17 protein-coding genes are annotated in these 20,498 nt (G+C 60.7%); 13 read left to right on the top strand and 4 right to left on the bottom strand.

Features of this window, described 5'->3' with window-relative positions:
• Positions 1 to 173: 173 nt before the first annotated feature.
• The 4 genes from dnaN (at position 174) to purF (ending at position 6,010) form a co-directional block, all read left to right on the top strand.
• Positions 174 to 1,343, top strand: a complete 1,170-nt coding sequence (gene dnaN / locus SynMEDNS5_RS00005; protein WP_186583745.1) for a DNA polymerase III subunit beta — start codon at positions 174 to 176, stop codon at positions 1,341 to 1,343.
• Positions 1,344 to 1,346: 3 nt separating this feature from the next.
• On the top strand, positions 1,347 to 2,117 hold the full coding sequence (locus SynMEDNS5_RS00010) for an RNA methyltransferase (RefSeq protein WP_186583746.1): 771 nt from the start codon (positions 1,347 to 1,349) through the stop codon (positions 2,115 to 2,117).
• 90 nt (positions 2,118 to 2,207) lie between these two features.
• Positions 2,208 to 4,505 (top strand): phosphoribosylformylglycinamidine synthase subunit PurL, encoded by a 2,298-nt coding sequence (gene purL / locus SynMEDNS5_RS00015; RefSeq protein ID WP_370593600.1) that lies wholly within the window; start codon positions 2,208 to 2,210, stop codon positions 4,503 to 4,505.
• Positions 4,505 to 6,010: an amidophosphoribosyltransferase gene (gene purF / locus SynMEDNS5_RS00020; RefSeq protein WP_186583748.1), complete on the top strand. Its 1,506-nt coding sequence runs from the start codon at positions 4,505 to 4,507 to the stop codon at positions 6,008 to 6,010. The genes purL and purF overlap by 1 nt, the downstream gene beginning before the upstream one ends.
• 2 nt (positions 6,011 to 6,012) lie before the next feature.
• Here the strand turns inward: purF and SynMEDNS5_RS00025 are convergent, their stop codons facing one another.
• From SynMEDNS5_RS00025 to queG, 3 genes are all read right to left on the bottom strand, one after another.
• On the bottom strand, positions 6,013 to 8,478 hold the full coding sequence (locus tag SynMEDNS5_RS00025; RefSeq protein ID WP_186583749.1) for a DNA topoisomerase (ATP-hydrolyzing) subunit A: 2,466 nt from the start codon (positions 8,476 to 8,478) through the stop codon (positions 6,013 to 6,015).
• 88 nt (positions 8,479 to 8,566) lie between these two features.
• A complete protein-coding gene (locus SynMEDNS5_RS00030; RefSeq protein WP_370593601.1) occupies positions 8,567 to 9,412 on the bottom strand; it encodes a tetratricopeptide repeat protein in 846 nt (281 codons plus the stop codon).
• Between the two features lie 66 nt (positions 9,413 to 9,478).
• A complete protein-coding gene (gene queG, locus SynMEDNS5_RS00035) occupies positions 9,479 to 10,441 on the bottom strand; it encodes a tRNA epoxyqueuosine(34) reductase QueG (RefSeq protein WP_186583751.1) in 963 nt (320 codons plus the stop codon).
• 41 nt (positions 10,442 to 10,482) lie between these two features.
• Between queG and SynMEDNS5_RS00040 the strand changes: the two genes are divergently transcribed.
• The 7 genes from SynMEDNS5_RS00040 (at position 10,483) to SynMEDNS5_RS00070 (ending at position 17,628) form a co-directional block, all read left to right on the top strand.
• Entirely contained in the window at positions 10,483 to 11,142 is a 660-nt protein-coding gene (locus SynMEDNS5_RS00040; protein ID WP_186583752.1) for an HpsJ family protein, read from the top strand.
• A 49-nt stretch (positions 11,143 to 11,191) separates the two neighbouring features.
• A complete protein-coding gene (locus SynMEDNS5_RS00045; RefSeq protein ID WP_186583753.1) occupies positions 11,192 to 11,929 on the top strand; it encodes a DUF502 domain-containing protein in 738 nt (245 codons plus the stop codon).
• 18 nt (positions 11,930 to 11,947) lie between these two features.
• Entirely contained in the window at positions 11,948 to 12,580 is a 633-nt protein-coding gene (gene nusB / locus SynMEDNS5_RS00050; protein WP_186583754.1) for a transcription antitermination factor NusB, read from the top strand.
• Between the two features lie 5 nt (positions 12,581 to 12,585).
• The gene (ftsY, locus tag SynMEDNS5_RS00055; RefSeq protein WP_186583755.1) at positions 12,586 to 13,983 is read left to right on the top strand and encodes a signal recognition particle-docking protein FtsY; all 1,398 of its coding nucleotides are present in this window, start codon (positions 12,586 to 12,588) and stop codon (positions 13,981 to 13,983) included.
• A gap of 74 nt (positions 13,984 to 14,057) precedes the next feature.
• On the top strand, positions 14,058 to 15,470 hold the full coding sequence (locus SynMEDNS5_RS00060; protein WP_186583756.1) for a PP2C family protein-serine/threonine phosphatase: 1,413 nt from the start codon (positions 14,058 to 14,060) through the stop codon (positions 15,468 to 15,470).
• Positions 15,471 to 15,502: 32 nt separating this feature from the next.
• A complete protein-coding gene (gene argH, locus SynMEDNS5_RS00065) occupies positions 15,503 to 16,915 on the top strand; it encodes an argininosuccinate lyase (RefSeq protein WP_186583757.1) in 1,413 nt (470 codons plus the stop codon).
• 119 nt (positions 16,916 to 17,034) lie between these two features.
• On the top strand, positions 17,035 to 17,628 hold the full coding sequence (locus tag SynMEDNS5_RS00070) for an RNA-binding protein (protein WP_186583758.1): 594 nt from the start codon (positions 17,035 to 17,037) through the stop codon (positions 17,626 to 17,628).
• An 18-nt stretch (positions 17,629 to 17,646) separates the two neighbouring features.
• Here SynMEDNS5_RS00070 and dusA read toward each other — a convergent pair whose 3' ends face one another.
• Entirely contained in the window at positions 17,647 to 18,651 is a 1,005-nt protein-coding gene (gene dusA, locus SynMEDNS5_RS00075; protein ID WP_186583759.1) for a tRNA dihydrouridine(20/20a) synthase DusA, read from the bottom strand.
• Between the two features lie 60 nt (positions 18,652 to 18,711).
• Here dusA and msrB point away from each other — a divergent pair, with 60 nt between their 5' ends.
• Together msrB and SynMEDNS5_RS00085 are read left to right on the top strand one after the other, a co-directional pair.
• Positions 18,712 to 19,230 (top strand): peptide-methionine (R)-S-oxide reductase MsrB, encoded by a 519-nt coding sequence (msrB, locus tag SynMEDNS5_RS00080; protein WP_186583760.1) that lies wholly within the window; start codon positions 18,712 to 18,714, stop codon positions 19,228 to 19,230.
• Between the two features lie 34 nt (positions 19,231 to 19,264).
• A complete protein-coding gene (locus SynMEDNS5_RS00085; protein WP_370593602.1) occupies positions 19,265 to 20,464 on the top strand; it encodes an NAD(P)/FAD-dependent oxidoreductase in 1,200 nt (399 codons plus the stop codon).
• The last annotated feature ends 34 nt before the right edge of the window (positions 20,465 to 20,498 follow it).

Here is a 20,498-nt window from a genome sequence, read left to right on the forward strand (position 1 = left end):
AGGGTTTTCCACCATTTCCCCAAACCCTATTACGGCTGTTTAGTAGTTCTTCTCTTGAAACCTTTTTAATCCAGTAGAACAGGACCAACGCGCCTCAGTTCAGAGCCATTGCACTTCCTGCTCGCCTGTGAAACCTTGGGTGATCATCTTCCCCAGCTGCAGTTACCCACGCGATGAAACTGGTCTGTTCCCAGACGGAACTCAACACCGCACTTCAGCTGGTGAGTCGGGCCGTGGCGTCCCGTCCCACCCATCCGGTGCTCGCCAATGTGCTGCTGACCGCCGATGCCGGCACAGACCGCCTCAGCCTGACGGGGTTTGACCTCAGCCTGGGCATTCAGACCTCGCTCTCTGCATCCGTGGACACCAGCGGTGCGGTCACGCTTCCGGCTCGCCTTTTCGGTGAGATCGTGTCTCGTCTGTCCAGTGATTCCCCCATCACCCTGGCCACCGATGACACCGGCGAGCAGGTGGAACTCACCAGCTTGAGTGGTAGCTATCAGATGCGCGGCATGCCGGCTGATGATTTCCCCGATCTGCCTTTGGTGGAAAACGGCACAGCGGTCAAGCTTGACCCTGCTGCGTTGGTTCGTGCTTTGCGCAGCACATTGTTTGCAAGCAGTTCTGACGAAGCCAAGCAGCTGCTCACTGGCGTGCATCTGCGCTTCGATCAAACCCGCCTTGAGGCCGCGTCCACAGATGGTCACCGTCTCGCCGTGTTGAGCGTGGACGATGCCCTGAAGGATGCCATTGCCAGTGGTGATGCTTCTGAAGCCGATGAAAGTGCAGCCCTGGCGGTCACGCTTCCCGCCCGTTCTCTGCGTGAGGTGGAGCGCTTGATGGCCGGCTGGAAAGGCAACGATCCTGTCAGTCTTTTCTTCGAACGCGGCCAGGTGGTGGTACTGGCGGCCGATCAGATGGTCACCAGCCGCACCCTTGAGGGCACCTATCCAAACTACCGGCAGCTGATTCCTGAGTCTTTCAGTCGCACCATCGGCTTGGATCGACGGGCCTTTGTTGCCTCCCTCGAACGCATTGCTGTTCTTGCGGATCAGCACAACAATGTCGTCAGGATCAGCAGTGATCCCTCGAAGGGGCTGATACAGATCTCTGCTGATGCCCAAGATGTGGGAAGTGGATCTGAGTCTTTGCCCGCTCAGATCGAAGGGGAAGAGGTGCAGATTGCCTTCAACGTGCGTTATGTCCTTGATGGCCTCAAGGCCATGGATGGTGAACGCATCGTCTTGTCATGCAATGCGCCGACAACTCCGGCCATTCTCTCTCCGGCAGATGATGGTGCTGGCCTCACCTACCTCGTGATGCCCGTGCAGATTCGCTCCTGAGCCTTGCCCCTGCCCGATCCGTTTCTTCTCAGCGATCTGCTTCGCCATCGTGTGCGCTGTGATCAGGGACTTGATCACGGCCCTGGCGTGATGGCCTGGATGCATCCTCCCGTGCATCGCCTTCTCGGTTGGGTCAGCCGTCCGTCCGCCCTGCGCAGCAGTCGGGATGTTTGGAGGTTGGATCAATGCTGCGGCGTGGATGATCAACAGGTGTTTGTGAAAGGACTGCCGGCGGAGACCGACCAGCTGACTCTGGATCGACTACCCACGCTTCTGGATGCGGATCTCCTCGATCGGGATGGCCAGCGGTTGGGCCAGGTCGCCGATCTCGCGTTTGTTCCCACGACCGGTGAGATCCTCTATTACCTCGTGGCCCGCAGCGATCCAAGGCTGCCTGGAAGCAGCCGTTGGCGTCTCAGCCCCGAGCGCATCGTCGATCAGCAACCCGGACGGGTCTCCACGGCCCTTCGGGACCTTGATGATCTGCCCCAGGCTCGCGCCAGTGTCCGTCAAGATTTGGTGCGCCGGTCCCGTCAATGGCGTGAGCAGCTCCAGCAGTTGGGTGATCGCGCTGGAGAACGCTTGGAAGGTTGGCTGGAGGAGCCGCCTTGGGAGGAGCCGTCGCGGCGCGAAGCCTCCGACGATCAATGGCCTGAGTCACGATCAACCCCTTCGGATGGCCGCGAAGCCTGGGATGACGAGGACTGGTCTGATTTCGGAGAGCCCCGCAGGCATCGATCCCGTCCTGATCACGACGAAGACCCCTGGATCTGAATGCGGATGGCCTGCTGGCCGTCGGCAACACTGGGGAGAGATGACCGGTTGGCTGTGACTCAGTCCCCTTCAGCGGATGGATCCTTTGATGTGACCTCTGCACTGCGCCAGGAAGGGCTGACGCAGAAGGATTACGCTGAAATTCAGCGCCGACTTGGCCGGAATCCCAACAGGGCGGAGCTGGGAATGTTCGGTGTGATGTGGTCTGAGCATTGCTGTTACCGCAATTCCCGCCCTCTCCTGCGCGGTTTTCCAACCGACGGCCCTCGCGTCCTGGTTGGCCCAGGAGAGAACGCCGGTGTGGTGGATCTGGGGGAGGGGCACCGCCTGGCTTTCAAGATTGAAAGTCATAACCATCCTTCGGCGGTGGAGCCCTTTCAAGGTGCTGCCACGGGGGTGGGAGGGATCCTTCGGGACATCTTCACCATGGGAGCCCGACCGATCGCTTTGCTCAATGCGCTGCGTTTCGGTCCTCTCGATGAACCCATCACCCGCGGGCTGGTGGAGGGTGTTGTGGCGGGGATCTCCCATTACGGCAATTGCGTCGGGGTGCCGACCGTGGGTGGGGAAGTGGCCTTCGACCCCGCTTATCGCGGCAACCCCCTGGTGAATGCGATGGCTCTGGGCCTTATGGAGACAGATGACATCGTGAAATCGGGGGCGTCCGGTGTGGGCAATCCTGTGGTGTACGTGGGCAGCACCACGGGCCGCGACGGGATGGGGGGCGCCAGCTTCGCCAGTGCCGAACTCAGCGCGGATTCCTTGGATGATCGCCCTGCGGTGCAGGTGGGTGATCCCTTTCTTGAAAAGGGACTGATTGAAGCTTGCCTCGAAGCATTCCAGAGCGGCGATGTGGTGGCTGCCCAGGACATGGGGGCTGCGGGCCTCACTTGCAGCTGCTCAGAGATGGCCGCCAAAGGAGATGTGGGAGTGGAGCTGGATCTCGACAGGGTTCCAGCCCGTGAACAGGGCATGACTGCATACGAGTTCCTGCTGTCCGAATCGCAGGAGCGGATGCTGTTTGTGGTGCAGGCCGGTCGGGAGGAGGCGTTGATGCAGCGTTTCCGCCGCTGGGGCTTGCAGGCGGCCGTTGTGGGACAGGTTCTTGCGGAACCCGTCGTGCGTGTGCTTCAGCACGGATCGGTGGCTGCCGAGGTTCCTGCCCGGGCCCTTGCGGAAGACACTCCGATCAATGAGCACACCTTGATTTCAGAGCCTCCAGAGGACATCCAGCAGCACTGGTGCTGGTCGGAGACTGATCTTCCCCAGATGCCAAGCGATCACGACTGGGGAGCGGATCTTCTGGCTCTGCTTGATGACCCCACCATCGCCAGTAAACGTTGGGTTTATCGCCAATATGATCAGCAGGTGCTCGCCAATACGGTTGTGCCCGCTGGTGGCGCGGATGCTGCTGTAGTGCGGCTTCGGCCTCAGCAAGGGGATGGATCGCTTCGGGGATCGAACCGAGGGGTAGCGGCCACGGTCGACTGTCCCAATCGTTGGGTGGCTCTGGACCCTGAACGTGGCGCCATGGCCGCCGTGGCCGAGGCTGCCCGCAATCTCAGTTGCGTTGGGGCTGCCCCGGTGGCTGTTACCGACAACCTCAACTTTCCATCTCCAGAAACGTCCAAGGGCTACTGGCAGTTGGCCATGGCCTGCCGAGGGCTCTCCGAGGGCTGTCGGGTGCTGGGCACCCCAGTGACGGGGGGGAATGTGTCGCTGTACAACGAAACCCGCGCTGACGACGGCAGCCTGCAACCGATTCATCCCACGCCCGTTGTGGGCATGGTGGGACTGGTCGAAGATCTTCGTCTGGTGGGTGGTCTGGCCTGGCGTCAACCGGGCGATGCCGTTCTGCTTCTTGGGGTCTCCACAGATGAACGCCAGGATGACCGCGTCGGATTGGCCGGCAGCAGCTATCAGGGGGTGATCCATGGCCTGCTGACCGGCAGACCTCCAAGGGTTGACCTTGATCTTGAGCTGCGCGTTCAGGCTTTGGTACGGCAGGCCTGGGATCAAGGGCTGCTCGCGTCTGCCCATGACAGCAGTGATGGTGGACTGGCCGTTGCTTTGGCTGAATGCTCGATTGCCTCCGGCCTTGGCGTGGATGGGTCGTTGCCTGGCGATGGCGTCCATCCGGAGCGGAGTCTTTTTGCTGAGGGAGGAGCCCGCATCGTCGTGTCCGTGCGGGCGGAGTGCATGGAAGCCTGGATGTCGCTGCTGGCCTCTGATGCCCATGCCGCTGTTCCGGTGACCACTCTCGGAGCCGTGGCGGATCACGGACGCTTCCGACTCTCCTTGGGATCGCAACCCGTGCTGGATCTGGCGATGCAAACACTGACGGAGTGTTTTGAGCAGGCTCTTCCCCGTCGGCTGGGAACAGCGTGATGCAGAATTCTGAAGGAAATCCGAAGTCGAGGCGGACCGTGCATCAGCTCGAGGCGGAGCGTCCCGATCGGATGGAGGAAGCCTGCGGTGTGTTCGCCGTTCAGGCCTCCGAGCAACCGGTGGCCAACCTGGCTTATTTCGGCCTGTATGCCTTGCAGCATCGCGGCCAGGAATCTGCAGGCATCGCTGTGTTCAACCAGGGCAAGGTCCGTCTTCATAAAGACATGGGCCTGGTCAGTCAGGTGTTCGATCAAGACGTGCTCGCCCGGATGCCCGGTGATCTCGCCATCGGCCACAACCGTTATTCCACAACTGGCAGCAGCAGGGTCTGCAATGCCCAGCCGGTGGTTCTGATGACGCGCCTTGGTCCATTTGCGCTGGCCCACAACGGCAATCTGGTCAATGCCGCTGAATTACGGGAACGCATTGATGACGGACAGGTGGAATTCACGTCCACCACTGATTCCGAGTTGATTGCCTTTGCCGTTCAGCAGGCTGTGGATCGCGGGCTCGACTGGAAGGCTGCGATCACCTCTGCGGTGTCGCTCTGCCAGGGGGCCTTCAGTTTGGTGATCGGCACTCCAGAAGCGCTTTACGGTCTGCGCGACGGTTATGGCATTCGACCGTTGGTGTTTGGTTCGCTCGGTGAGGACTCCAGTGGTCAGTGGGTTCTCAGCAGTGAAACCTGTGGGCTCGACATCATCGGGGCTGCCTTCGTTGATGACGTGCAGCCCGGTGAGCTGGTCACCTTTCTCCCTGGGGATTCCACTCCTCAAAGGGAGTGTTGGATTGAACCCACCACGCGCATGTGCGTGTTTGAGATGATCTATTTCGCCAGGCCGGACAGCCGGTTTTTCGGTGAATCGTTGTACAGCTATCGCCAGCGCATTGGCCAGATCCTTGCCAGGGAATCAGCAGTGGAGGCTGATCTGGTGATCGGCGTTCCTGATTCCGGTATTCCTGCTGCGATCGGATACTCCCAGGCCACCGGACTGCCCTATGCCGATGGTCTGATCAAGAACCGTTACGTCGGTCGCACCTTCATTCAGCCCACCCAAGCGATGCGCGAAGCCGGCATTCGCGTGAAGCTCAATCCCCTTCCCGATGTGCTCAATGGCAAACGCGTTGTGGTGATCGATGATTCGATCGTGCGTGGAACAACCAGTCGCAAGCTTGTACAGGCCCTTCGTGACGCCGGAGCCACAGAGGTGCATATGCGCATCAGCTCACCACCGGTGACCCATCCCTGCTTCTACGGCATCGACACCGATACGCAGGATCAATTGATCGCTGCCCGCTACACCTTGGAGGAGATTGAGGCCCATCTCAAGGTGGACTCACTGGCTTACCTCAGCCAAGAAGGAATGTTGGAGGCGGCTGGCGCTGATTCCAAACATTTTTGTACCGCCTGTTTTGACGGTGATTACCCCGTGCCCATGGATGAGTCGATGCGATCCAGCAAACTGATGCTGGAACCTGCCGGTGTGGCTGCCAATCTGGGTTGAGATCAGCTCAGAAGAGGAACAATGCGTTCGAGCGTTTCTCCGGTTTTGAGCGTCAGATGATTCGGCTCCCCGGTGAGCAGTCGGCCATGGCGGCCGGATGAGGTAACGATGCCCACCAGTCCGGAGCCGACGCAAGCTGCACAGAGTCGGTCTTCCCGTTCGCTTCCATCCTGTTCGGGTTGCCAACCGATCACACCCAGATCTCCCCGTTGACAGACACGTACATCGTCGAGAGACAGGGATTTGATCATGCCCTGACGGCTGAACAGCAGCAGTGGATCCCGTTGTTCCGGGTCTGTGGTGACTGCAGCAATCAAGGTTTCTTGAGGCAGCAGACGCATGGCGACGGGGCCTTGAGCCAACTTGCCCATCAAGGGGAGGTTCGCTTCCGTGATCGGGAGATGCAGGACCCGACCGAGATCACTGATCAGAGACAGAGCTCCTCCCTCCTGGCAGATCACTGCAGTTTTGAGTTCAACGCCTTCCTTGAGTTTCACCACACTGGCTGCCCGTCCGGAGAGGTCCAGCAGTTCCTGCATCGGCAGCCGTTTGAAACGGCCGTCGCTGCTCAGAAGTCCGAGTGATGAGACCGCTGCCTTGTTGCTGTCGCCCTCCGCATCGGGTAGCTGTAAGACCGACACAACCGGATCTCCTTGCAACGCTGTGGGGAGGAATCGTTCCAGGTTTCCGGGTTGCTGTCCTGCGAATTCCCAGCGGATCAGTGCAACCCGTCCACTCGCGGTCACAGCCAGAAGTTTGGCCACCGGTTTGATCGGCAGGATGATCCTGGCCGGGGATGGCTCATCACCCAGTGCTGTTGGCTCATTGAGGTGCAGTCGGCCCATCAATTGAGGACTGATCACCTTCACCTGACCGTCGTCTTGGATCAGGATCCGCGAATCGGGAGGGAGGGCATCGAGAGCCTGGCGGCGCTGCAGTTCTGCATTGGGGCGCTGATTGGCAGCCCGTTCTGCCAGGAGGTGATCACCTCCTTCCACAAGGCGTGTGCGGCGAGGGGTTGCAAATCGCTTCTTGAGTTGACGCAGTTCCTGGATGAGGGCATCCAGCAACTGATCGCGATTGTCCAGCAGTAGTTTCAGGCGATGGCGTTCAGCTCTCAGCTCTTCCGCTTCCTGCCGGAGGCTCTCCCGCTCCAAACCGGTTAACCGTCGCAGGGGCATGGCCAGAACGGCGTCGGCCTGACGTTCGCTGAGATCGAGATGCACCATCAGGCTGGCCCTCGCCGCAGCGGCATCCTGTGCTTCCTGAATCATGGCAATCACCCTCTGCAGGGATTGCAGAGCGGTGATCAGACCTTCCACCACCTCGAGGCGATCTTCCGCTTTGCGCAGGGCGTGGCTTGTGCGGCGGATCAGCGTCAGTTCCCGGTAATCGAGGAACGTCTGCAGAAGCCGGCGCAGGGACAGCTGCTGGGGTTGGCCATCCACGAGGGCCAGCATGATGGCTCCGAAATTGCTCTGCAGGGATGTCCGTCGTTGGAGATCTTTCAGAACTGCGTCTGGCTCAGCATCGCGGCGAAGTTCCACGACGACGCGCATTCCTTCGCGATCGCTTTCATCTCTGATGTCGGCGATGCCGCCGATCTTGCCGTCATTGACCTGTTCGGCCAGCTTTTCGATCCACCCGGCTTTGCTCAGTTGGTAGGGCAGTTCGGTCACGATCACCGCATTCCGTTTGTGACGGCCCTTGCCCAGTTGCACCTCTTCCACATGAGCCACACCGCGCATCGGAATGCTTCCGCGCCCGCGCAGGTAGGTGTCCCGGACCCCGCTTCCTAGAAGCACTTCGCCGCCGGTGGGGAAATCGGGTCCAGGGATCAGGCTGAGCAGTTTTTCATCGCTCAGATCCGGTTTGCGCACCAGGGCGATCAGTCCGTCCACCACCTCTCCAAGGTTGTGGGGGGGGATGCTGGTGGCCATGCCCACAGCGATGCCTGAACAGCCGTTGAGGAGAAGAAATGGCAGCTGAGCAGGCAGAACCGTGGGTTCCTGCTGGGACCCATCGAAGTTGTTGGCGAAGTCGACGGTGTCGTTGCCGATCTCATCCAGGAGGCCTTCATGGGCAATCGGAGCCAAGCGGGTCTCCGTGTAACGCATCGCTGCCGGAGGATCGTCGTCGACCGAGCCGAAATTGCCGTGCCCATCCAACAGGGGATGACGGCTGGAGAAGGTTTGCACCAGACGAACAAGGGCGTCGTAGACCGCCTGATCGCCGTGGGGGTGGTATTTGCCCAGAACGTCGCCTACAACCCGTGCACATTTGCGGTACGGGCGGTCTGGCGTGAGGCCCAGTTCATGCATCGCGTAGAGGATGCGGCGTTGAACCGGTTTGAGTCCATCGCGCACATCAGGCAGTGCCCTGCCCACGATCACGCTCATGGCGTACTCGAGGTAGGAGCGCTGCATCTCTTGATGCAGGGCGATCGGTTGAACGCGCTCCTCAGCCATCCGGTTCGGGATTAAGAAGGCAGAAGGGGCTCAGCCTACAGATCTTCTTTCGCTTGACCAGCCCAAATCCTGCGGAAAAGGCGCCAATTCATTCGGCTGTTGTGGGATCGGCATTGGCTTCTGCCCGTTCTACAGCGCCTTTTAATGCTCCTTCTGAGAGCAAGGTTTCAGTGGCTTGGCGCAATTTCAGGCCCCAGAGTTGGTTTTCCTGATGGCCGGGAAGAACGTAATTGGGATCCTCCGCAAGGGCCTTGCGTGCCAGATCGATGGATTCAGAGTCTCCGGGTTTCTGCTTATTGAGAGCAGCGGCCAGCGCCAGCATTGGCTCAGCGTTGCGTTTGATCGTGAGGACGGAACGCCAACGTTTGATCGCCTCGCTCGTGTTGCCCATTTCGAACAGCACCAGCGCCTGATTGTTGAGCGCTTCCCAAAAACTTGGCTTGATGGTGGTGGCCTGTTCAAATGCACGCAAGGCCTGGCGCAGGTCGTCCTGCATCACCCGGGCATTGCCGAGATCGAAGTAGGCCCCTGCGTTTTTAGGATCAAGACGCAAGCCCTCATCCAATAACGGAATGGCGTCATCCGGGCGGTTGTCCCTGAGGGCCAGCGATGCTTCAGCGAACCAGAGCCCCGCTTTCCCGGGGTTCAGAGATTTGGCCTTGGCCAGGGATCCCGCTGCAGCTTTGAGTTGATCACTGCGAAGCTGGGCTTCGGCCAGTACCGACCACAAGCGTTCGTCGTTCGGTTGCAGCCGAACAGCCAGGGCCGCCAGACGGGAGGCTTCCTCCGGTTGACCGAGTCTCAGAAGCTGTGCGGCCGTGCGGCCGATGCCAACCCCTGCACCCTCCAATTCCTGGGTGCTGGGTGTGTACACGTAGGGAACCAAGGCCCTTGCAGGGGCCGTTGTTGTGGCACCAACCGATCCCAGCACCATGGAGATCACCAGGGACTTCTGCCAGAGCTTCCAGGAACGAGCCGGTCCCATCGTTGAACCACAAGTTCAATCCAGGGTAGGTCCGCCATCGAGGTGTGCGGCTTCAGCGTTGCGACGCCACATCCAGGGTTTGATGCGCCTCAGTGCCGACCCTTTCAACCGTTCCGACCAGTCCTGATCCGTCCAGTTCTGGATGATGTCCGGGGTCAGATCCAGCAGCCAGGGTCTTGGCTGCATGTCGGGATCATCACTGGAGGGCACATCGCTCTGATTGAAAGGGCAGACGTCCTGGCAGATATCGCATCCGACGACCCAGGGCCCCAGGGCTTTGGCGATCGCCGCCGGGAGCTCCCCACTGCGATTTTCAATCGTGTGGTAAGCGATGCACCGCCTGGAGTCCACCACAAACGGTTCGGTGATCGCCTGCGTCGGGCATGCGTCCATGCAGGCTCGGCAACGACCGCAACGGGACTCAGCCGGTTGATCAGCAACGAGGGGTTCTGTGGTGAGCAGATGCCCGACCACCATCCACGACCCGCGCTTGGGGTGAATCACGTTGCTGTGCTTTCCGATCCAGCCCAACCCAGCTTCTTCCGCCCAAGCTTTATCAAGCAGTGGTTCAGCGTCCACGCAGGCTCGCCAGCGGCAGTTCGGTTTCTGTTCCTGGAGCCAGCGACCCACCCTCCTGAGGCGCTGGTTCACCACCCGGTGGTAATCGCGGCCCCATCCGTAGCGAGCTACTGCCAGGCGGTCGTGGCGGCGTTCATGAGCAACGTGATAGTTCAGCCCAACGGCCAGCAAGCTTCGAGCTCCTTCCAGAAGGGTGTCTGCAGACCTCCGTCTAGGTGCCGCCATCCAACCCATATCGGCTTGGTGTCCGGCTTCCAGCCAACGTTGCAAGGCATCCGTGCGCAGGTGCAGGCGTGGACTGCCGGGGAGCGCGGCGATGCCGACGGGTTCGAATCCTTCTGCTTTGGCTCGCTCCTTGAGGGCCAGGCTCAGCTGTACTCCGTCGTCGGGGACGTTCACGAAAACTGACCGTAAAGTTAGATACCTTTTGACATCGTGACGTGTCTGCATCTCACCAGGAGCCCTCACCTCGGCTTGCGCCGCTTCTGCGCTGGCTTGGGCTCACCCTGGTTCTGCTCCTCGCTTTGCAGATCGGCGTGGTGCTCAGCGCTGCGGAATGGAGTGATGAGATTTACAAGCAGCTGTTGATCGAACGGTTGGTCAGTCAGGCGCCGATGGGGTTTATCGGTCTGCTGCTGATGCTTATCTCCTCGCGACTGGACCAGCCCGCGTCAGCGCGTACACCGATTCGGATCGTGGTTTGCGTGCTTGCCGCACTGCTTGCTCTGGCCATGATCGCTGTGATTCCCCTTGGCATCAGTGGTAATCAGTCCCTCTCCGGCGAAGCCGATCAAAATCTGAATCAGAAGCGTGGGCAGTTAGAGATGGCGAGACAGCAGTCCGCCAATCCCGACAACGTGAAGATTCTGGGGGAGCAGCTCGCCCAGGCCGGTCAATTGCCCGCTGATGCAACCGATGAGGACAAGGCCAAGGCGGCGCAGGAGTTCATCGATAAGCAGTTGTCACAGATGGATCAGCAGATCCAACAGGCAGAACGCCAGCGCAACCTGGCGGTGAATCAGCGCCGTTTTGGAGGCACCATCAGTGCAGTGGTGCTCGCTGTGGCCTTGGCACTGCTCGCGATAGCCGCTGTCCTCTGATCGCTGGTTAGGTTGGTGGACCACGTTGGCCGCAGGCCCCGGGCGTTCCTTGGTCCAGTCCAATCCAAGACCTGATCTGCCTCTTGGCGCCAGGCTTCAGCAGGATCTCAAGAATGACCTGATCGCAGGTCTGCTTGTGGTGATTCCTCTCGCCACCACGATCTGGCTGGCCACCATTGTCAGCCGCTTCGTGCTGGCCTTCCTCACGTCGATCCCCAAGCAGTTCAATCCGTTCATCACGCTCAATCCACTTCTGCAGGATCTGATCAACCTGGCCCTTGGGCTCACGGTTCCTTTGCTTGGAATCCTGCTGATCGGTCTGATGGCCCGGAACATTGTGGGGCGCTGGTTGCTGGAGTTCGGTGAGGGAACCCTCCAGCGCATTCCGCTAGCAGGATCGGTCTACAAGACTCTCAAGCAACTCCTTGAAACCTTTCTGCGCGATAACTCCCAACGCTTTCGCAGGGTTGTTCTTGTTGAATATCCCAGGGAGGGTCTTTACAGCGTAGGTTTCGTCACAGGAGAAGTCGGACCCTCGCTGCAAGCGGAGCTTGAAGAGCGTTTGCTGAGTGTGTTTATCCCCACAGCACCCAATCCCACCACCGGTTGGTACACCCTCGTTCCTGAATCCTCTGTGAAGGATCTGAATCTTTCGGTTGAGGATGCCTTTAAGACGATCATTTCGGCCGGAATCGTGAACCCTGATGCCAGGGAAGCACCGGCTGGCCGCAGCTTTTCAAGCTTGATCGCCCAGCTCAGAGCCTCTGTGGCACCCTCATCCTCCTGAGTCGTTCGTCAACGATCCATGCAGACCCGTTCCCTCTCCCGTGAGCTCGCCTTGCTCGTGCTCAGCCAGTGCGCTGAGAGGGATCGTTCCCTTTCCGTCGACTCTCTCGAGGCTCTTCTGCAGAAAGCGCTGAACAGTTTGATGCAGCACTGGCGGGAGGTTCTCGATCGATGTGCTGCTGATCTGGAGAAAGCCCAGCAATCCTTGTTGGACAGCGAGCTTCAGGAGGGATCAACGACCGCAGTCATGCCCGTTCGTGATCATTTGCGTGAATCCATAGCCAATGCGGAGCAGGTGCTGAACGGTCTCTCGGCAAGCCTTGAGTTACCCCGATTGTTGGCCCTGGCTGATCAGGAGATGGTGCAGAAGGAGGCGATGCACAGGATTCAACTGGTCCTCGATGCCCGTCCATCTCTTGATGACCAGCTCGATGGGGTGATGGAGGGCTGGCGTCTGAGCCGCCTTCCCCGCATCGATCGCGACATCCTCCGCCTTGCTGTTGTTGATCTGCAATCGATGAAGACACCTGCGTCTGTCGCCTGTAACGAAGCCGTCGAGCTTGCCAACCGCTATAGCGATGAGCAGGGTCGCCGCATGATTAATGGGGTGCTTCGCCGCCTGCAGAATGCCTCTTCCCAGGCAGTGTCCTGAACCTCATGGTCTACGACTGGTTCAACCGGCAGTCTGAGACTGCTCCAACCCATCCCCCAACCGATCCCGAAGCGTCATCGCAGGATTCGCAGCAGGAAACGGCTGCCAATGTCGACGACGATCCTCTGGAGTGGGCTCGGCAGGCCTATGCCCGCTTGAAAGCGCAGAAGGAGCAGGCCAACGCGATCACAGCAGAGCCAGAGTCAGAGTCAGCTGAGGCCGAGCCAGCTGAGGCCGAGCCAGCACCCGTTGCTGGTTTGTCCCTGCTTGAGCAGGCCGCGGCCCAACGCCAGGAACGACAGCAGCAGCTCGAACAGGAGCCGGAGGTCGCCGATCAACCGATCGCTGATGCGACCGTTGCAGCCGATCGCGACGAGGAGCCGAGTCTTGGTGAGTTCGACGACACCTTCACTTGGTCTGCGGAGGTGCTCGCTGCCCAGGGCCGTCAGGCAGGGCAGGTCACCCTGGAGGAGATCGACTGGCTCAGTCGCTTGCGGCAAGGCCTGGAGAAAACTCGACAGGGTTTTGTTACCGGGCTTCTGGAGAACCTGGGTGATGACCCTCTCACCCCGGAGGTGCTTGATGATCTGGAGTCGTTGCTGCTTCGCGCTGACGCCGGGGTGAAGGCCACCGACCAGGTGTTGGATGCCTTGCGCAAGCGCATGAACGAGCAGGTGGTGGATCCGAGCGAAGGCATCCGTTTTCTCAAGGAGCAGCTTCGAGATCTTTTAGATGCTCCGATTAAGTCAAGCGGCGTTGATCTTCTGGCACCTCAGCGCGGTCAGCTGAATGTTTGGCTCATGGTCGGTGTGAATGGCGTGGGAAAGACCACAACCCTCGGCAAGCTGGCCAATCTGGCGGTACGCAGCGGCTACTCCGCCATGATTGCTGCTGCCGACACGTTCCGGGCGGCTGCGGTACAGCAGGTGCAGGTTTGGGGTGATCGCAGCGATGTTCCGGTGGTGGCCAACCCTTCGGCGAATGCCGATCCCGCAGCAGTGGTGTTTGATGCCATCGGGGCTGCCCGATCGAAAGGCACGGATCTGGTGCTCGTGGACACCGCAGGTCGCCTGCAGACCAAACACAACCTGATGGAAGAGCTCAACAAGATTCGCCGGGTCGTCGATCGCTTGGCTCCAGACGCAACCGTGGAATCTCTGCTTGTGCTCGATGCCAGCCAAGGACAGAACGGTCTCAAACAAGCGATGGCCTTTGCCCGTGCAGCCGGGCTGACCGGGGTGGTGATCACCAAACTCGATGGCACGGCCAGGGGGGGTGTCGCTCTGGCTGTTGCATCAGAAGCTGGGCTTCCGATCCGTTTCATCGGTGCCGGTGAAGGAATCCGTGATCTGCGGCCTTTCAACAGTTTTGAATTTGTGGAAGCGCTGCTCGCCGGTCGCTGAGTGATCGCTTGCCCTTGGGCTGCAGTAGTTGGCAGTAAACCTTGCTACGTTGCGGGCCCTGCCGTGGTGGTGCCGTGAGCAGCAAGCCACCACGGCGACATCCGGCCTCTCCTGCCCGTAGTGCCAGTCAGCAGCCCCTGACGGCGACGGCATCACTGCGTCAGCTTCTCGACAGCCTGGTTCGCGAACAACGCTCCAACCAGGAGCTGTTGGTGTCGCTCGGATTCGCTCTGCGCAGTTTCACCAACCTCAACCGTTTTCTCGAACTCGTCCCCGTCGTGGCAGCCCGCCTGGTTGGCGTTGAAGGCGCACTGCTGGTGCCGTTTCAGGGGGATGGTCGCCTCTGGGCGGATCAGATTCAGATGCTCCCCGGCGTGCGTTCGGCGTCGCTGCTCCAGACGTTGAGCCAGCACGAACCTGGCCGGTCTGCAGGGTTCGGCTCTGATGAAGCTCTTGTGCTGTCGCTGGATCGGCTGGTTCAGGGTCAGCTGGGGTCTGCCGGGATGTTCGCCACCTCTGTGGTGGCGAGGGGCCGACAGCGAGGTCGTCTTTATGTATTTGAGCCCAAAGGGTCTCTGGTGTGGAGCGATGTGCATCGCCGGCAGGTGCAACTGGTTGCTGATCTCACCGGTGTTGCGATCGAAAACGACCAGATGCTGCAGGAGGCCAGGCGCCATGAGCGCGTGGATCGTCAGCTCAGCATCGGCGCGGAGATCCAGGCGCAGCTCCTGCCGGATCATTGCCCGGTGATTGAAGGTGTTGAGCTGGCGGCGCGCTGTCGGCCGGCGTTTCAAGTGGGTGGCGATTACTACGACTTCATTCCAACCCGCCCCGAGTTGATCGGACGTCGCCGTGAACGGGGTCGCTGGGCCCTGGTGATGGGTGATGTGATGGGCAAGGGGGTGCCTGCGGGGCTCTTGATGACCATGCTTCGCGGCATGTTGCGGGCCGAGGTGCTGAGTGGATTGCCGCCGGATCGGATTCTTCACGATCTCAATCAGCTGGCTCTTGAGGATCTGTCCCAGTCCCATCGCTTCGTGACCCTCTTTTATTCGGATTTCGATCCCCGAACCCGACGCTTGCGTTTTGCCAATGCCGCGCACAATCCGCCCTTGATCTGGCGCGCTCAGCAACGCACGATCAGCCGTCTGGATGCGCCGGGATTGTTGATCGGCCTGCAGCCTGAGGCGGATTACGGCACTGGCTCCATCGTTTTGGAACCTGGAGATGTGCTGCTCTATTACACCGATGGCGTGACCGAAGCTCCAGGTATCACCGGGGATCGCTTTGATGAAGCAAGGCTGATCCGCAGCCTGGAATCAGCCTGCCGCTCCGGCACTGGTTCGCAGGGAATTCTCGATCAGTTGTTCGACCGCCTGGATCGTTTCGTCGGGGCCGATCGTCAGCTGGAAGATGATGCCTCGATGGTGGTGTTGAAGGTGCGTGAGGAGGTGATGCTCCCCTCGGTTCCCCGTTCTCCGGCCTGACAAGCTGAGGGCATCTGAGCAGAGGTGAGGGGATGGCTGGCGGAGTGACAGGAGGAGGCTCTGCAACCTGGAGTGATCGCTTCGAGCAGGGATTGCATCCAGCGATTGAGCGTTTCAATGCCTCCATCGGCTTTGACATCACCCTTCTGCAGGAAGATCTCGACGGATCCATGGCCCACGCCCGCATGCTCGCGCAGTGCGGTGTGATCAGTGAGGCTGAGGCGAATCAGCTCTGCGGTGGCTTGGAGCAGATTCGGGCTGAGGCCGCCGAGGGCCGTTTCCAACCGGGCCTGGCCGATGAGGATGTGCACTTTGCGGTGGAGCGCCGGCTGATCACTCTGCTTGGACCTGTCGGCAAGAAATTGCACACCGGCCGCAGTCGTAATGACCAGGTGGGTACGGATCTGCGCCTTTGGCTGCGGCGACGCATCGATGAGCTCATTCCCCAGGTGCAGACGTTTCAACGGGCTCTTCTGCGTCAGGCCCTGAGCCACCGGCAGACGTTGATTCCCGGGTATACCCACCTGCAGCGCGCGCAACCGGTGTGTCTGGCCCACCATCTGCTGGCCTATGTGGAGATGCTTGAGCGGGATCGTCAGCGTCTTGAGGATGTGCGCAAGCGCGTGAATGTTTCACCGCTGGGTGCCGCGGCTCTGGCCGGAACTCCCGTGCCCATCGATCGGCGCAGCACCGCCGCGGCCCTTGGTTTCGACAGCCTCTATGCCAACAGCCTTGATGCCGTGAGTGACAGGGATTTTGCGGTGGAATTCTCTGCGGCGATCTCTCTGGTGATGGTGCATCTCAGCCGCCTTGGGGAAGAGGTGATCTTCTGGGCTTCCGAGGAATGCGGCTTTGTTCGGCTCAGTGATCGCTGCGCAACTGGCAGCAGCCTGATGCCCCAGAAGAAAAATCCGGATGTTCCCGAATTGGTAAGGGGAAAGTGCGGACGGGTGTTTGGTCATCTTCAGGGCCTGCTGACGATGATCAAGGGCTTGCCACTGGCTTACAACAAGGATTTTCAAGAAGACAAGGAGGCCTTGTTCGATGTGGTCTCTACAGGTTCCCATTGCCTGGAAGCGATGACGATCCTGATGGATGAGGGCCTCAGCTTCAGGGAGGACCGTCTGGAAGCAGCGGTGGCTGCCGATTTCTCCAATGCCACCGACGTGGCTGATTACCTGGTGGCCCGCCAGGTTCCCTTCCGGGAGGCGTATCAGATCGTGGGTTCGGTGGTGAAACAGTGTCTGAGCGAGGGCTTGTTGCTGCGCGACCTCAGCCTGGATCGCTGGCAGAGTTTTCATCCGGCGATTGAATCCGATCTCCATGAGGCACTGGCTCCTCGCCAGGTTGTGGCGGCGCGGACCAGTGAGGGCGGAACAGGCTTCGATCGTGTGGAGGAACAGTTATCAGCTTGGGTTGAGCGTTTGGACTTAGCGAATGGATGAACATTTCGCGTGGACGGGTCTACGCTGAACAAGCCGGAGGTGATGCGTTCCTTTACTGGACCTTGACCCGATGGCTTGTCTGATCCCAAGGATCTCTTTCATTCAGGTTCATCAGGAACGTGAGCATTTTTGTAGGCAATTTGCCCTTCCGCGCTGAGCAGGAAGACGTCATTGAATTGTTCGCTGCTTTTGGAGAGGTCACGAACTGTGCCCTTCCCCTTGAGCGCGACACCGGTCGCAAACGTGGTTTTGCTTTCGTGGAAATGGCTGATGACGCGGCCGAAGCCGCTGCCATTGAAGCCCTCCAGGGTGCAGAACTGATGGGCCGTCCCTTGCGCATCAACAAGGCGGAGCCCCGCGGCAGCGCACCCCGTCGTGGCGGTGGTGGTGGCGGCTACGGCGGTGGTGGCGGTGGTGGGGGCTACGGCGGTGGCGGCGGCTATCGCGGTGGCGGTGGCGGCTACAACGATGGCGGCGGTGGTGGTGGCTATCGCGGCGGCGGTGGCGGCGGCTATGGCGGTGGAGGTGAACGCCCTTCGGGTGCCCGTGGCTGGGAAGATCGCAGTTACGGCGGTGGCGGTGGAGCCGCTGGCGGTGGCTACAGCGATGGTGGCGGCGGAGATGACGGCCGCAGTCGTCGCCGGCGTGGTGGAGCCGCACCCAGTGAGGGCGGCGGAGATGACTACAGCGGCTACGGCGGCGCTGAAGGCTGACTCTTCCGCTTTGTCTCGTTAGAGCCCGGCATCGATCAGCTGCCGGGCTGATGCCTCCAGCACTGTGAGATCTGCGCCGGCACGCTGCGCCTTCTCACCCAGATCACGTCGCCAGTGACGGGCACCAGGAACTCCTTCCACCAGTTGTAAGAGATGGCGGCCAATATCCCAGAGCCGGCCTCCGCGCTGCAGGTGCCGTTCGGCGTGCGGAATCAGGCCCATCAGTACGTCCGAAGCCCGTACGCTTTGAGGGGGATCCCTGTAGATCAGCGCATCCACTGAAGCCCAGCGCAAGGGGTGGGCATAGGCCGCACGACCCACCATGGCACCGTCACAGTGCTGCAAGGCATCAAGGCATTGTTCCGGTGTGTCGAGGCCTCCGTTCAGTTCGATCGTGAGCTGTGGTCTGCGCTCTTTCAGGGCGATCACCCGGTCGTGCTGCAGGGGGGGAATCGTGCGGTTTTGTTTGGGGTCGAGACCCTCCAGCCAGGCTTTGCGTGCATGCACGCTGAAGCGAGAGGCTCCGGCATCGGCCACCCGGTCCACGAAGGCCGTGAGCAGATCGTCGCTGTCGAGATCATCGATCCCCACGCGGTGCTTCACCGTGACGGGCCGATCGCTGGCCGACACCATCGCCTCCACGCACTGCGCCACCCGCTCTGGTTCCGCCATCAGACAGGCACCGAAATTGCCGGCCTGCACCCGCGGGCTGGGGCAGCCCACATTCAGGTTGATTTCGTCGTAGCCCCAGTCCGCCGCCATGCGGCTGGCTTCGGCCAGCAGCTCGGGATCATCGCCTCCCACCTGCAGCACGATCGGATGTTCTTCTGGATCGAAACCGAGCAGCCGTTCCCTGCGGTTGCTGTGGTGCAGCGCCTGGGCCACCACCATTTCGCTGTACAGCAGCGAACGGCGGCTGATCTGCCGCATCAACTGGCGGAAATGCCGGTCGGTGCAGTCCAGCATCGGGGCGACGCTGAAACGCCAGGGGGGTTCCCGATCGGCATCGGTGAGGGAATCCATCCCCCCATGGTGCCTGGCCTTGGGGTTCGGTTTGCTTAGAACAGTTGGATAACAGCTGAGATGACAGCGATGACTCCCACTCTTGAGCAGTGGTTGCTGAGCCGCCGTTCCTTGATGGTGGCGATGGCAGCGGGTTTGTTTGGGGTGTTCAGGGCTCCAGACCGGGTGTTGGCGGCCTCCAAGGCGTCGGATGCAGCCTGGGATCTAACGGATGCGCAATGGAAGAAGCGCCTCACACCGGAGGCCTATTCGGTGTTGCGCAAGGAGGGCACTGAACGTCCGTTCACGAGTGCGTTGAACAACGAGAAACGAACTGGCACCTATCACTGTGCCGGTTGCGATCTGCCTCTGTTCTCGTCGAAAGCCAAGTTCGACAGTGGCACCGGCTGGCCCAGTTTCTTCGAGCCTTTGCCAGGTGCGATTGGTACAAAAGTAGATTTCAAGCTGATCGTTCCGCGCACGGAATACCACTGCAGCCGCTGCGGCGGACACCAGGGCCATGTGTTCAATGACGGCCCCCGGCCAACCGGCAAGCGCTATTGCAACAACGGAGTTGCCTTGCGCTTCCAGCCTGCTTGATCTGATCGTTGTTGGTGGTGGTCCTGCCGGAACCATGGCAGCGATCACCGCTGCCGAGCAGGGTTTGGTTCGGGTGCTGGTGTTGGAAGGCACTCCGGAGCCTTTGCAGAAGGTGCGCATCAGTGGCGGAGGCCGCTGCAATGTGACCCATGCCTGCTGGGATCCGCGCGAGTTGGCCAGCCACTATCCTCGCGGCAGCAGGCCCTTGCGCGGTCCGTTCAGTCGCTTCGCCTGTGGTGATGCGATCGCCTGGTTTGATGAACGCGGTCTCACGCTGGTGGAGGAGCCCGACGGACGCCTGTTCCCCCAGGAGAACCGATCGGAAGCGGTGATCCGCTGCTTGCAGCAGGCTGCCGCGGCCGCGGGGGTGCAATGGCAGCTGCGGGCGATGGTGCAGCAGATCACGCCCCATCCTGAGGGTGGGTTTCTGGTTGAGGGCCGCGGCCTGGAGCAGCCCCTGCGAGCCCGTTGCGTGATGCTGGCCACCGGCGGTCACCCCAGCGGCCGCAGGCTGGCCGCGGCGCTGGGTCACCAGGTGGTGCCACCGGTGCCGTCGCTGTTCAGCCTCTCGCTTCAGGCCCGGGAGCTCACAGCCTGCAGCGGTATTGCCCTTGATGATGTGGGCTTGGATCTGAAGCTGGGCGATCAGCGCTTTCGCCAGACCGGTCGGGTGCTGATCACCCACCGGGGTCTGAGCGGTCCTGCCACGCTGAGGCTTTCGGCGTTTGCAGCCCGAGCTCTGCATCAGAGCCACTACAAGGGTGATCTGAAGGTGGATTGGAGTGCTGGGCTGGGCCGCTCCGGGGTGGAGCAGCGGTTGCAGCAATGGCGCCGGGACCAGGCCCGGCGCACCGTGTCAGCCGCCAAGCCTTTGGATCACCTGCCGCGTCGCCTATGGCAGGCCTTTCTGGCATTAGCTGGCGTGGAGGCGGAGCGGCGTTGGGCAGATCTGCCGGTGAAGGCCGAGCGTCAGCTGGTGGAGATCCTCTGCGCGCAGCGGCTTGCCATCCAGGGGCGTGGTCCGTTTGGAGAGGAGTTTGTTACGGCCGGCGGTGTGGATCTCGGTGAGGTGAATCTGGCCACGATGGAAAGCCGCTGCTGCCCTGGTTTGTATCTGGCTGGTGAATTGTTGGATGTGGATGGGGTGACCGGCGGCTTCAACTTTCAGGCCTGCTGGAGCGGCGGCTGGCTGGCGGGGATGGCGATTGCAGGTGTGAATCAAGCTGATTGCTAATCACCGAAGCAATGGAAATGCTTTCTTGTTTCCA

This window comes from Synechococcus sp. MEDNS5, from assembly GCF_014279875.1.
In the GTDB taxonomy this organism is placed as follows: domain Bacteria; phylum Cyanobacteriota; class Cyanobacteriia; order PCC-6307; family Cyanobiaceae; genus Synechococcus_C.